The sequence below is a fragment of the Xanthomonas bromi genome, assembly GCF_900092025.1.
Classification (GTDB): domain Bacteria; phylum Pseudomonadota; class Gammaproteobacteria; order Xanthomonadales; family Xanthomonadaceae; genus Xanthomonas; species Xanthomonas bromi.
The window spans coordinates 1-13,863 of record NZ_FLTX01000068.1 but is presented as its reverse complement, the minus strand read 5'-3'; the positions used below and the strand labels follow the sequence as shown (position 1 = coordinate 13,863).

The 13,863-nt window shown below is 62.1% G+C and carries 9 protein-coding genes and 2 pseudogenes; 8 read left to right on the top strand and 3 right to left on the bottom strand.

The window, feature by feature from the left end:
- Nucleotides 1-19: 19 nt before the first annotated feature.
- The 3 genes from XBLMG947_RS18575 to XBLMG947_RS18565 all read right to left on the bottom strand — a co-directional run bounded on the left by XBLMG947_RS18575 (nucleotide 20) and on the right by XBLMG947_RS18565 (nucleotide 4,054).
- Nucleotides 20-418 carry a hypothetical protein gene (locus XBLMG947_RS18575; protein WP_065470057.1) on the bottom strand — a complete coding sequence of 133 codons (399 nt, stop codon included), beginning with the start codon at nucleotides 416-418 and terminating at the stop codon, nucleotides 20-22.
- A 415-nt stretch (nucleotides 419-833) separates the two neighbouring features.
- Complete coding sequence (locus tag XBLMG947_RS18570) at nucleotides 834-2,231, bottom strand: trypsin-like serine peptidase (protein ID WP_065470056.1); 1,398 nt, start codon at nucleotides 2,229-2,231, stop codon at nucleotides 834-836.
- Nucleotides 2,232-2,671: 440 nt separating this feature from the next.
- Complete coding sequence (locus XBLMG947_RS18565; RefSeq protein WP_065470055.1) at nucleotides 2,672-4,054, bottom strand: APC family permease; 1,383 nt, start codon at nucleotides 4,052-4,054, stop codon at nucleotides 2,672-2,674.
- A 191-nt stretch (nucleotides 4,055-4,245) separates the two neighbouring features.
- On the opposite strand from XBLMG947_RS18565, the gene XBLMG947_RS18560 reads away from it, so the two are divergent.
- From XBLMG947_RS18560 to XBLMG947_RS23830, 8 genes and pseudogenes are all read left to right on the top strand, one after another.
- Nucleotides 4,246-5,010 (top strand): LuxR family transcriptional regulator, encoded by a 765-nt coding sequence (locus XBLMG947_RS18560; protein WP_065470054.1) that lies wholly within the window; start codon nucleotides 4,246-4,248, stop codon nucleotides 5,008-5,010.
- A 397-nt stretch (nucleotides 5,011-5,407) separates the two neighbouring features.
- Complete coding sequence (locus XBLMG947_RS18555) at nucleotides 5,408-6,310, top strand: proline iminopeptidase-family hydrolase (protein ID WP_065470053.1); 903 nt, start codon at nucleotides 5,408-5,410, stop codon at nucleotides 6,308-6,310.
- Between the two features lie 888 nt (nucleotides 6,311-7,198).
- Complete coding sequence (locus tag XBLMG947_RS18550; protein WP_065470052.1) at nucleotides 7,199-8,260, top strand: pectate lyase family protein; 1,062 nt, start codon at nucleotides 7,199-7,201, stop codon at nucleotides 8,258-8,260.
- A 265-nt stretch (nucleotides 8,261-8,525) separates the two neighbouring features.
- Nucleotides 8,526-9,914, top strand: a complete 1,389-nt coding sequence (locus tag XBLMG947_RS18545; RefSeq protein ID WP_065470051.1) for an amino acid permease — start codon at nucleotides 8,526-8,528, stop codon at nucleotides 9,912-9,914.
- Between the two features lie 593 nt (nucleotides 9,915-10,507).
- A pseudogene (locus tag XBLMG947_RS18540) lies at nucleotides 10,508-11,735 on the top strand (membrane dipeptidase).
- Nucleotides 11,736-12,140: 405 nt separating this feature from the next.
- The gene (locus XBLMG947_RS18535; RefSeq protein WP_245228254.1) at nucleotides 12,141-12,776 is read left to right on the top strand and encodes a hypothetical protein; all 636 of its coding nucleotides are present in this window, start codon (nucleotides 12,141-12,143) and stop codon (nucleotides 12,774-12,776) included.
- A 59-nt stretch (nucleotides 12,777-12,835) separates the two neighbouring features.
- Complete coding sequence (locus XBLMG947_RS18530) at nucleotides 12,836-13,540, top strand: phospholipase effector Tle1 domain-containing protein (protein WP_245228253.1); 705 nt, start codon at nucleotides 12,836-12,838, stop codon at nucleotides 13,538-13,540.
- A pseudogene (locus XBLMG947_RS23830) lies at nucleotides 13,456-13,836 on the top strand (DUF2235 domain-containing protein); the annotation flags it as partial. The gene XBLMG947_RS18530 and the pseudogene XBLMG947_RS23830, both read left to right, overlap by 85 nt.
- Between the last annotated feature and the right edge of the window lie 27 nt (nucleotides 13,837-13,863).

Sequence of the window (13,863 nt, the reverse complement as noted above, 5' to 3'; positions counted from 1 at the left end):
GCTGCCGGTGCCGACAGGCTCAACGCTCGCGTGCGATGAATTGATTCAACGCACGCGAACGATAGAACGCCATGCACTGGGCGAAGATGCGGTTGAACGGGCCGCGGCGCGCTTCGTCCTTCATCGGGACTTCGCTCTTGTCGAAGCCTGAAGTGCTGGCGTCGACAACGCGATGCAGGCGGTCGGTGGCACCGGCCTTGGCGTTGTCCATCGCATAGGTCGTCAGCAGATACGAGCGGTCGCGCAGCTGGTCGCGCGCGTACGTGCCGCTGTGCGCGTCGTTGTTGTCCAGGCAGCGCTGCAGCGCGTAGGCCTTGATGTCCTCGCGATCGGCCGGCTTGCCGGCTGCCAGGGCGGTGGTCTGCAACGCCATGGCAGCAAGGGTGATGACGAACAGTGCGGTACGTGCGCGAACCATGGACAGCTGCGGGTGAAGGAGACCCCGGCAGTCTGCATCATCGCGCTGCGCATCGCTGGCAGTGGCTGCATCGTCGGCACGCGAACGCCGTGCTTGTGGTGCGCCCGCTCGTGCGCAGTGTCGCACCCGCACCGCAGGACGCAGCGCAAGGGATGTACGAGGATCGCCCGCGCAGGCAAGTGTTTGGTGGCAGATTGCACGGTGCGCGAGTGGCGTGGCTGAGGCTAACGTTCAGCGGGCAGGCCCGGCACCCGCAATACCCGCCGTGCTCGCGTGCTTGTGCCGGCTCGCAGTGCACGGATCGACGCATGCATTGATCGCTGGGCCGAGAACGCTTCGCCAGGCAAACGCAATGCCGGGCGAAACGCGATCAAGCGTGGCAGGCGCACCATCGCCTGCCACGCGGCTTGGCCGCTTACTGGCCGAAGTAGGTGGAAATGCTGGAATACACGTCCGAGAAGCGCGAGTAGTAATCCGGAGCCGTCTGCGCGCTGCAGAACGAGGTTCCGCCATACAGGCCGCCGCGCAGCTGGTAGGCGCCGCCGCTGGCGACGGTGAACAGGCCGGAGCCGGAGGAGCCGCTTTCGGTCACACCGTCGCTCCAGGCTACGCGATAGAGCGGGCTCCTGCCTTCGATGGAGCTGCTCAGCGCATTCACCGTTCCCAGCGAATACTTCTTGACGTCGCCCGCTGGGTGATGGATGCCGACAATCGAAGTGCCGGTGGAAGCGATCGCCGCGCTATTCCACGCAGCGTAGAACGCACCGCTTGGCGGGGCGGTCTTCAGCTCCAGCAAGGCGGTGTCGCGCGTGGTGTTGGCATGGCGCAGGAACGCACCGCCCGTCAACGTGGTTGCCTGCGAGCTGACCGTATTGCCGTTGCAGGTGGCCGCATCGTAGAACCAGTACGTCTGCAACGTGTTGGCCAGCGTCTGCGTGCTGATGCAATGCGCCGCGGTCCAGAACAGATGGCGCTTGGGCGAATTGGTGTTGTTGAGCAGCGTGCCGGTGCACAGGAACGAGCCCTGGCTGGTGGTGAACACCATGCGCGCCACTGCTTTTGTTGCGTCGGTGAAACCGCTGGTCGGATTGGCGCGGCAGACGACGTCGTTTTCGCAGGAATCGCTCTCGCCGATGGCAATGGTCATCATGTCGCGCGGGCTGGCGGTGGGGCTGATGTCCAGATGCGACAGCTGCGGAATGCTGAGGCTGAAATTCTCCGGATACAGGCCTGCTGGCAGCGACAGTTCGACCAGCAGATCCTCGCCGCTCACCGTTGGCGACCAACCGATATCATTGCCGCTGGCGGCGAAGCCGGCGCCGGATTGTTCGAACACGCGGCCATCGTTGCCGGCAAAGCGCAGCGTCACCTTGGACGGGTCGCCAGGTGTTGCGCCTGCGCCACGCAAGATCAGCGATGCACGCAGCGATGCCGCCTGTGCGGAGCTGACTTTCAGGCTGGCCACGCGCGAACCATCGGCGGCCATCTGCCAATCGAGCTTGGACAGGTTCACCAGCGGCTGCGCCACGGAACGCGAGAAACCGATCTGCAATGGCTGCCCATGCTTGACCTGCGCAATGCGGCGCTCACGGACACGGCTGATTTCGGTGCTGGTGGGCGCGGCGAGTTGCACCACGCGCGTGGGCAGGATGCCGCCACGCAAGCTTGTCGACTGCAATGTAGCCGCACCGAACCTGGCCGCCTGCGGCGCGGTGGTCACCGGCGCTGCATCCATCTCGGTGGGTAGCGCGGCCGCTGCGGTGCCGGAAACAGCGGAAAACAGCGCCAGATACAACGCGTTCTTGCGATTCATGGGTCGTCCTTTGTCGTCAGGGATCGGCAGGCTGCAGCGGGGGGCCACAACAAGCGGGCGCCAGCGTTGGCGCCGAACGAGACTAGCGAAAGTTTAAATCTGAATATGTGCTGAAAATCTCGTTGGTAGATAAACATTCCACATAAATACACTTGCACTTTCGCGCATCGAGGCGCTGTGTCCTGCGTGCGGTCAGTGGGTACCGCGTGCGCGCATGGCGGCACGGCAGCGACGATTTCCCCCCTGCATGCGCCGGAGCGTTGCAGCAGGCGCGCAGCGTTCATTGGCTTTGGGCATGCGTGATGCGTCACGTGGGCGTTGCCCACGTACTCTGCGGCATCGTGTTTCCAGCGACTGAAACGCTTGCAGAGCCCTGCAATGCGATTGCGATGACGGTTAGCCGCAACTTGCGCGGCGCAGCAGACAGCGCTGCTATCGGGCTATTCCAGTGCGTCGCTGGTGCGGAATTCGGTGGAGCGCCCGCTGAGTTTCAGGAATGCAAGCACCGCCAGACCCAAAAGCATCCATGCAGTGCCACCCAGTTGCGCATGCCTGTCGGCATTGAATAAGACGTACGCCAGGATGACGATGCCGATCAATGGCATCAGGCCATGCAATACACGCCGGCCCTGGGTGCGGAAGTGCCACAGCACTGCGATATGCAGCAATATGAAGGCGGTCAGTGCGCCGACATTGCATAGCGACGACAGCAGCGCGATCTGGCCCACGAAGCACTCGCCCAGCAGCAAACTCAGGCCCGCCACCAGCAAGATCGCACGCTGCGGCACGCTGGTACGCGGGTGGATGTAGCGCAGGAAGGACGGCAGCTGCCGGTCGCGCGCCATGGCGAACAACAGGCGCGATGTGGCCGCTTGTGCCACCAGCGAGTTGGCGATTGCCGCGCTCACCGCCACCGTGAGCGCAATGACGATCTGCAGCCATGGGCCGGCGATCAATCGCCCGATCTCGAAGAAGGCATCGTTGGAGGCCTGCGCGCTGGGGTAGCGCTGCAGGTCCGGCTGCAGTAAGGCTGCCAGCCAGGTTTGCAACACGAACAGGCCGGCGACGATCAGCAATGCCAGCAAGGTTGCGCGCCCCACGACACGGTTGCCGCCGCGCGCCTCTTCCGACAACGTGGAGATCGCATCGAAGCCGAGGAACGACACCACCGCCACCGACAACGCGCTGAAAATCAGTTGCGGAGAAAACGCCTGGGGGTTGTAGAGCGGGCGCCAGCTCCAGTGCGCGCCATTGACGCCGTGCTGGATGGCCAACGTCGCCAGTACCACGAACACCGCCAGCACCACCAATTGCGCAAGCAGAAAAAAGCGATTGGCACGTGCAGTGGTTTCAATGCCGCGCAGGTTCACTACCGTGTTCAGTACGACGAAGAACGCGATCCACGCCGGCTGCGGCACCGCGGGCAATACGTTGTACATCGCGTTGGCGCCGACCACATACAGCAGCGTCGGGATAAGCAGATAATCGAGCAGAATCGCCCAGCCAGCCAGAAAGCCCATGCCGCTGCTCAGCCCGCGCCCGACATAGGCATACACCGAGCCAGCCACCGGAAATGCCTGCGACATCTGCTGGTAGCTCAACGCGGTGAACAGCATCGCCACGAAGCCGACCAGGTAGGTCAGCGGCACCATCCCGGCGCTGATGTCGAAGACACCGCCGAAGATCGAAAACGGTGCCGTCGGCACCATGGACACCAGCCCGTAGATCAATAAATCCTTGAGCGTGAGCTGCCGCTTGAGCTCCTGTGCGTAGCCAAAGCGTTGCAGCGTGGCCGCATCGTCACGGCGTGGTGTGTCGGTCATGCAGGAGTCCGCTGAAAGGAAGACCGGCTCAGCGCAGGCGTCTGGCGGACCTGAACGCCTGCCCCGCGCTGCCGCCATATCACCGGCATTGTGACGATAATGCGGTCGACAAGCCCATTCATTGGTAAAAGTGCTAGGTTTTCCATGCTGGATCTCACCTGCTGGCAAACACCGGTACCGAAGGATTCACTATGTTCGACTCTCTGGCCAGCCTGGGCCGCGATCTGCAGGCGCTGCAGACGCTCAATAGCTGCCTGGATCGGGTGTTTGGCGATGTCTGCGCGCTCGGTTTCCGGTCGCTGGTCTACGACTACGCACCGGTGCCGTTGAGTATGGAGGGTGCACTGATCACGCCAACGGTCTTCATGCAGCGCAATGCGCCGGGCGATATGCAGCATGTGTGGTGCGAGCACGGGTATTACCAACATGACCCTGTTCAGCAGCGTGCCACGCGACGCACCACGCCGTTCGTGTGGTCGTACCGTACCGACGGCAATTGCGCGGGTGTGGAATATGTCGGTGGCCAGCACCGGCAAGTGACGCGTTATCTCTGCGATAGCGGCATGGGGACCGGTGTCACCGTGCCGCTGCATCTGCCCGGTGGCGCATTCGCCACCTTCAGCGGCGCGATCGATGCTGCGGCTGCAGACGCGCCGCAGTTTGCCGAATCGCAGCTAGTGCCCTTCTTGTTGCTGGCCCACGCCTTCCAGGCGCGTGCGCAGGACGTGTTGGACCCGCAGGAACGCCGCTGCCACCACATCGCACTGACCCGTCGCGAGCGCGAGTGCCTGCAGTATTCGGCCAAAGGCCTGACGTCCAAACGGATTGCCGCGGCGCTCAACCGTTCAACCGCCACGGTGAACCTGCATCTGAATTCGGCCGCCCGCAAGCTGGGCGCCCGCAATCGCGTGGAAGCGGTGGTGCGCGGTATGCACTATCGGTTGCTGGAGCCATAAAAAATAAACATATAGGGTCTCGTAGCCGTCGCGCTTGCTGCGCTGCCGGTTCCGGAGTGGTCTTTCGCACAGGCGATGTCGCTTGTTTGGCGCCATCCACCTGCCTTCCTAAATAAACGCGCATTGCGCTCTTTCGGACGCTCCGAGTTCAGTGGCACGCCGAGACGCGATAGACGCGTTGATTCGAAGCAAGCAATTCGATCCAGAAGTGGCTTTGGATCAGCGCGATATCCGCCGCAGTGATCGAGGCAACGCGCACGATCGAGCCGGCGATCAGCGATCGGCCAGCGCCAACCGTGCATCCGAGCGCACCCAAACCTGTGAGATTTGCCAGTTAACGCCAGTCGGCCTGCCCGCTAGGCTCAGGCCCCATCATTGCCGTAGGCAGGCGCAGGTCATGCAGTGCACCGAAGGTTATGTCGAATTCCGCGGCTACCGCACCTGGTACCGCATTACCGGCGACCTCTGCAAGGATGCCTGCCCGCTACTGGTATTGCACGGCGGCCCCGGGTGCACCCACGACTATGTGGACAGCTTCCAGGACCTGGCCGCCTGCGGCCGTCCGGTGATCCACTACGATCAGCTCGGCAACGGCAATTCCACCCATCTGCCCAATGCCGATCCAGGCTTCTGGACAGTGGGGCTGTTTCTGGACGAGCTGCAGACGCTGATCGCGCATCTGGGGCTGTCGGAGTACGCACTGCTGGGCCAGTCCTGGGGCGGGATGCTGGCGGCGGAACACGCCGTGCGTGGTCCAGCCGGCCTGCGTGCGCTGGTGATCGCCAATTCGCCCGCGTCGATGGGCTTGTGGCGAGCCGCTGCGTTACGCCTGCGCGCGCGGTTGTCCGACGACGTCCAGGCCGCACTGGACGAGCATGAAGCTGCCGGTACCCTGGACCATCCAGCCTACCGCGCTGCCAGCCAGGTGTTCTACGCACAGCATGTGTGTCGCGTGCTGCCTTGGCCTGAAGAAGTGGCGCGTACCTTCGCTGCCATCGATGCCGACCCGACCGTGTATCACGCCATGAACGGCCCGACCGAGTTCCATGTGGTGGGCAGCTTGCGCAACTGGAGCATCATCGAGCGCCTGCACCGCATCACCGTGCCCACGCTGGTGCTCTCCGGCAAGTACGACGAAGCCACGCCGGAAACCGTCGAGCCGTATGCGCGGCTGATCCCGGATGCGCGCTGGCATGTGTTCGCCCATTCAAGCCACATGCCGCACGTGGAGGAGCGGGCCGCGTGCATGCGCCTGGTCGGCACCTTCCTGGACGATCAGACACCATGGGCCGGCGGGTAGATGCTGCGCTCGCCGACGCTGGCCAATGGCGCTGGTTGAGTCAGCCTGGTGTGGGTCGGCTATCGCCGGTGGGCCGAAATCAGGCTGCGCGTTTCCGTGCTTGCAGCGATGATGTCCCTTTGGCCGGACGCTATCGATCCGCGCGTCTGATAGAGCCTCTCGTCACGTCGCAGTCTCGATGCGCTCCTGGCAGGGCAGGCGTGGCGCTGCATCCGTGATACGCATTCTGTCGATGTGGTTTCGAGCAGCGATGCGGGCCATCGTCAAGCTGCCGGTAGTGCACCTTGATCTGCGAGCGCCGCAGCGCAGGTTCTGCAACAGCGAGTAATCATAGGCTCGCGGCAGCGATGGCGCGTGCGTGCTGCGATGCGCTGCGACAGGGCGGCAGGCGACCTTGTAGCGAACGCTGGACAGCACGCGCCCGCATGCCTTTGTCGAGACACATGCACATGCACATGCAAATGCTCTTGTTGCGTTGCATGTCTGCAGAACGTATTGCAACGGCTGCGGGCGTCATACATGCACAGATGCAGCCCGTGTTGCAGTTGCGATCGGCAGGTGGGCCTTCACCGGCGCGACTGCAGTTGCTCTGCAGTGAGATGCGCGGTTGAACGTGCAGCGCGAACGTCTTTTTGCATGCGCACATACACACGTCGATCAACACGTATCTGTCGCACCGTAGTGGCGTGTCCTGTCCCGGCTGTCCTTCGCTGTCTCTTTTGCATGTCTCGCAAAGAGAACGCCGCGGTGCGTCTAAATTTCATAGATGGATAATTGTTTTATGTTTTAAATCGCGCGAAGAATGCAGCCCCCACGCATCGCTTTGCGGTTGTCGTCGCCACTGCGCAGACGGCCTGCATTGCTTTTCGACTCGTTGGGAGAGGCTGCATGATCATCAAGACGCTTCAGGGCGCACTCGCGCTTGCACTGTCCGCCTGCGCCGCGGGCGCGATTGCCGGCCCGGTCGGCTACGGTGCGGCCACCACCGGTGGCGGCAACAAGACACCCATCAACGTGGCAACGTTCGAAGCGATGCAGGCCGCCATCGACAGTTATTCCGGCAGCGGTGGGCTGGTACTCAACTACACCGGGCAGTTCAATTTCGGCACCATCAAGGACGTTTGTGCGCAATGGAAGTTGCAGGCCAAGACCTTGCAGATCAAGAACAGGAGCGATGTCACCATCAAGGGCGTCAATGGCTCGTCGGCGAACTTCGGCGTGCGTGTGGTCGGCAACGCGCACAACGTGATCATCCAGAACATGACCATCGGTTTGCTGCAAGGCGGCGAGGATGCCGATTCGATTTCGCTGGAAGGTAATTCCAGTGGCGAGCCGTCCAAGATCTGGGTCGACCACAACACCATCTTCGCCTCGCTCACCAAGTGTTCCGGTGCAGGCGATGCCTCCTTCGACGGCGGCATCGACATGAAGAAGGGCGTGCACCACGTCACCGTGTCCTACAACTCCGTCTACAACTATCAGAAGGTCGCGCTTAACGGCTACAGCGACAGCGACACCAAGAACTCCGCCGCGCGCACCACATATCACCACAACCGCTTCGAGAACGTGGACTCGCGCTTGCCACTGCAGCGCCGCGGCTTGAGCCACATCTATAACAACTACTTCAACAACGTCTCAACCTCCGGCATCAACGTGCGCATGGGCGGCGTGGCGAAGATCGAGTCGAACTACTTCGAGAACATCAAGAACCCGGTGACCTCGCGCGACAGTAGCGAGATCGGCTACTGGGACTCGATCAACAACTACGTCGGCAGCGGCATCACCTGGAGCGTGCCCGACGGCAGCAAGCCCTACGCCAATGCCACCAACTGGGTGAGCTCCAAGGTATTCCCGGAATCGCTGGGCTACATCTACACCGTCACGCCGGCCGCGCAGGTCAAGGCCAAGGTGATCGCCACGGCGGGTGCGGGGAAGAATCTGGCGGAGTGATCGGCAACGTGTCGGAGCATCAACCCACATCCCCGGCTTGCCCGGGGATGTGTCTTTACGCAATGTCTTGACGAGCGCGCGGTGGCCCGCGCTGCGCTGTCACGCAAGCGGCAGTGGGTGCCGGCAGATTGCCGCGATGCCTGCAAGTCCGAAGGCAGGGCATGATCGCGCGGCGTAGCCACTCCTTCTCTGGACTGTCGTCAAGAGGCGCGGCAGGCGCCGCGACGCGGTATCGTGTCGCGATTCCATTCGTGCAAGTCCGTCCATGCCGCTTCCGATCGACCCCGTTGCTGAGACCGCTGCGTCCGCCGCGCCTGCACTGCGCCATGCGCTGAAGCCGCGGCAATTGATGATGATGGGCCTGGGCACGGCAATCGGCGCCGGGCTGTTTCTGGGTTCCGGCGTGGGCATCCATGCGGCCGGGCCGGCCGCGCTGGTGTCCTACCTGATCGCCGGTGCCTTGGTAATCATCGTGATGAACGCGCTGGGCGAGATGGCCGCCGCCAAGCCGACCAGCGGCGCGTTCTCGGTGTACGCGGCCGATGCGATGGGCCCGACCGCGGGGGCGACGGTGGGCTGGCTGTGGTGGCTGCAGATCGTAGTGGTGATCGCGGCCGAGGCAGTCGGTGCGGCCGGCCTGCTGGCGACAGTCTGGCCAGCGTTGCCGGTGCCGCTGCTGGCGTTGCTGTTCATGGCCACGTTCACTGCGATCAACCTGTTGGGCGTGCGCAACTTCGGCGAGTTCGAGTTCTGGTTCGCCATTCTCAAGGTTCTGGCAATCGTGGTGTTCCTGCTGATCGGCGTGGCCTTGCTGGCCGGTTGGTTGCCTGGGGTGGCGTCGCCCGGCTTGTCCAATTTCACCCGGAACGGCGGCTTTGCGCCGAAGGGTCTGGCCGGTATCGGCTCGGCGTTGCTGGTGGTGGTGTTCGCCTTCGGCGGCACCGAGATCGTGGCGGTGGCCGCAGCGGAAACCGCCGACCCGGGCCGCAGCCTGGCGCGCACCATCCGCACCGTGGCCTGGCGCATCCTGGTGTTCTATATCGGTTCGATCAGCGTGATCGTGGCGGTGGTGCCGTGGACCAGCGCTGCGCTCAGCTCGCCGTTCGCCGCCGTGCTGGAAGTGGCGCGCATCCCCGGTGCTGCCACGGCCATTACGTTGGTGGCCGTCGTGGCGTTGCTGTCGGCGCTCAATGCCAATCTGTACGGCGCCTCGCGGATGATCTTCTCGCTGGCCCAGCGCGGCGAAGCGCCGCGGGTGCTGGCCAGGACCAGTGGCGAGCAGGTACCGCTGATGGCGGTGATCGCCAGCGTGTTGTTCGGCTTCGCTGCCGCAGCGCTGGAGTTGCGGTATCCGAACAAGGTATTGCCAATGCTGCTCAACATCGTCGGTGCCACCTGCCTGCTGGTGTGGACGATCTCGCTGGTGTCGCAACTCATCTTGCGCGCCCGCGCCGACCGTGCCGGCATCGCGTTGCCGTTCCGCATGCGCGGCTATCCGTTTCTAACAGTGCTGGCGCTGGCAATCCTGGCGGTGATCTTCGGGTTGCTGGCCTATTCGGCCGACACGCGCGCGCAGTTCCTGTCGATGGTCACTCTGACCGCTGTCATCGCAGTGGTCAGCGAACTGGCGCGACGCGTCCGTGCACGGATGTGAACGGTTGGGGGCAGGTGAGTGGGCTGGCACCTTGTGTGCCAGGCCGGACGCGTCAACTCGCCACACCCGCACAGCAGTGATGACGAGCGATAACCGGCAATAGCAACGTGGTTGGTTGCGGCGTTGCAGTGTCTGGGTGCCGCCTGCTGACGTAGCACCGCGTCATGGAAATACGTGTGTAATGCATATGCGCACTGGTAAGCGCCTGTCTGAGCCGCTGCGAACGAACATGGCGGTGTCGGCGACTAGCAGAGGCTCGCAGCGCGGCATTCGGCATCGGGCAGACATGGGCCCCGCATGTACCCAGAAGCGGCTGGGCCACGTTGACTGCAGCCACATGACGACGGGTCTTCAAATAGCGGTAAGTCGGCTGCAGAGATTCGTTTTCACCACGAAGCGAAAAAATGTCAGCAATCTTGCGTTTTTCTTCGCGGCTGAGGAATGGCCTTCGGATCTCAAGGTCCAGTTCGGTTACCCTCATCTGAAGTGTACCTGCTCGACCCATCAAGGCGTTTGAAGATGATCGGCCTGATGTTCAACAGGTAAAGCGCTTCATTGGTCACTTCCTCAGACGTCATTGCGGGGGTTCGCTCATGCACGCAGTTTCAGCTGACAACCCGGCTGGCTTGCCTACCCATCTCACGCTGGAAGCAGTGCATGCGCTGGCTTGTCCGGTCGATACGCATCTGGATTCTCTATATCTGTCGCGGTTGGGCGGCTTCGATTTCTGGAAGGGCGATTGGAAAGCGCATCGACGTTCTCCGATCCTCTGGCTGATGTCAAAGACCTCGCCGAGAGGTCGCAATCAACCGCTGATGCACCACGTGAGCGGTCCGGACTTTCTCGCGGGCGGCTATGGCGGTGCCTGTTTCAGTGCCCACGCACTCTGGGAGAACCTCATCGGCGCGCCTTTTCTCGACCCGTGGAAAAACTGGGTGGAGCATCAGCGCTATGTCGAGGACATGGTGGCGGCGAGCGGTGGCAGGATGCGGCTGGCACGCAGCGCCGCAGAGCTACGCGCGATTCGGGCCGAGGGTCATTGCTGCGCCATCCTGTCGTTGGAGGGCGCGCATATGCTGGGACCACGCGGGGTCCGCAGTCAGGCGCTGCGGCTGATGCGTCTGGACATCGCCGCCAAAGCCGGCGCCGCCTACATGACGCTCAATCATTTCAGCCATACCGACATCTCACAGGCCGGCTATGCGCCGCTCAACCCGTGGCGCGAGAAGAAGGGCGCGGGGCTCTCGGAGTTTGGCCGGGAGGTCGTGGAGCGCTGTATCGATGTCGGACTTCTGGTGGATCTCTCGCATACGTCGAGCCAGGACGCCTGCGGCATCTGTGTTCGTCGTAACGTGCCGGCCTTCGTCTCGCACGGCGCATCGCGCAGCGTTACCCGTGGGGTGGAAACGCGGCCGTCGCGTCACCTCGACCGGGCGCTCGACGATCCATCGATCCGCGCCATCGTGCAGACCGGTGGCTGTATCAGCGTCATTCTGGCGCCATACTTTTTGCAGCATGCCTATCTAGCCGATGGCAAGCCGAACATGGATGCCGACCTCGCGTTTGTCATTGGCTATTACGAAGCCTTCGCGCGACAGATCGCCGACATGGGGATCGTCGAAGATCCTTGGAAACACCTGAGTTTCGGCAGCGATTTCGATGGCGGCATTTCCAGCTTGCCGACCGGGATGCGCAGCGGTGCGGATCTTCCCAAGCTCACGCAGGCGATGATGGATGCCGGCTGGCCCACGCAACGCATCGTCGATGTCTATAACGGCAATTCGCCAGTTTTTGCGGATCTGGGAGCGGGTGCGGCCGTAGCTCGATGAAGCCCTGTTCGACGAACTCTTCGCCAGCATCCGCCTACATCTACTCCAGCAGTGCACCCTGGGCCACGATGCCTTCCGCGCGATGTTGGAAGCCAAAACCTGCCGCTTTGCTGGCGTCAGAATCGCTTGTAGGTCCGATACGAAAACATCGGCAGATAGCGTGGAAACCTATCAGCGACCGCGCAAGATTGAGCTGCTGATCAACAAAGTCGCCACACTTGCAGTAGCTCCCGGCGCCCTGCTCATCAGCTAACACAATTTGTACGCCAGCGCGCAATTTCGAGGGTAGGAAAATCCTGCATCACTTCGGATAGGTCAGGATCACATGGGTGTGCAATGAGCACATTGCGTGACGTAGCCTCTAGTAGGCTGTCCTTCCGGTTCCACAGGTGGCTCCATGGCTGTGCGACCTTCTTGCATCCCGCAGCATCGTGCAGCGCTCCCGCTGCTGCTGTGCGCCGTCTTCGCGAACTTTCTGATTGGATGTTCGCGTATAAACGCGCCTGTCAACGATCCATCGGGCATCCATCTGATCGGCAATATTCCCGTCGATGCCCATAACATCGTGCATATCGATACTCGTAAGCCGATTCCGTTCGCCGATCATGCATTCGGGGCGATGTGTTACGACACCTATGGCTGCAAGGTGCTGTATGACGGCAGGTACGCGGCCAACTTCCCCGATGATGTAAAGAGAATTTCGTCAGAGTCATTGGGTGATGGCTACCCCGGCAATCTTAAAGCCAATACGATCGGCATCCGTAACTTCCCTCACTTCCCGCCCCCCGCCGAAGTGACATGGCGCTCCAAGGACGGCCAGTCGCACCATGCAACAGTCGATCTTGAGGCGATCTTCAAGGACAAGGTGATCCTGCATCATGCGCCGCAGGAGCAACTGCCGCCGATCCTGCAGGCCGATATCTCTCCCGATATCATCCTGGAAGTGAACAACCGCACCATCAATGTGTATATGAAAGCCATGGTTCAGACGCGTGCTACAGAAGCCAGGAAATCAGTACAGCGATTTCCGTAACGACCTGATCCTCGCCTACACCAAGACCTACTGATGGCGTCCTCGCCAGGGAGTACGTAATGGCTAACGATCGTGATACTGCAAAGACCTGGGCCGATGATGTAGAAACTTATCCGGCGACTGCGCAGGATTTGTCTGCCTACGAAAATAGCCGACATGCGTTGGCGCAATTCAAGGCGCCAACGCTGGTCGGCCAACAGAATCCGCACACGCGCTTGTTCGTTGCATCCTTCGATGGCACCGGTAATGACAAGCACAAAGACCCTGAGCACATCACCAATATCGGCATCTTGGACGATCAGGTACAAACAGCAGTAAGTAATAATGTTAAAAATATCTGTGGCTACTATGTCCCCGGCGTAGGCACCCAAGACAGTGACTTCACCCGCAACCTCGACGGTGCAGTTGGCTACAGCTATGGGCCACGCATGGAAGAGATGTACTTGAAGTTCATCACCCAAGCAAAACAATGGCGAGACGAGGACCCCAAAGCAGAGATCAGTATTGTCTCCACAGGCTTCAGCCGAGGCGCGGTCACTGCCGCCATGTTCAGCCGACCGATGCCGAGGACCTGGATACCGGGTTGCGCGCACAGTTCCCCATGCACGCGGTGGCGGTGTCACCGGAACGCAGCGATCCCTCGGTGCCGGCGTTCGCGCTGCACAATGGTGCGGCCCACGCACCAGGCTGGCAGCAGCAGACGCATCAAATGCGGCATGAGCGCGAGCGCAGCCATGCGCCGCAGCAGTGGCAGGTGCCGATGAAGGCCGATGCGCAGCAGGCGCCTGCTGCGGCCGACAGACCGCCATCCTTGCATGACGACCCGCGCGCATTCCTGGACCGCATGTTGGCCGTCGGACAGAACGGCGACCGCGATCAATTCCGTCAGATGACGCAGATCCTGGCCAACGAACCACCTGGCCGCGCGTTGCGCGCCGAAGCCATCGAGGCGGTGAACCAGCAGGAGCAGCATGCAGCCCAGCAGGCGATGCAGGTGCAGCAACAACAGCAACAGCAACAGCAACAGGAAACGATGCGTATCGGTGGGCGCAGCATGTAATGTTCATCAAGTAACGGGATCTGATTC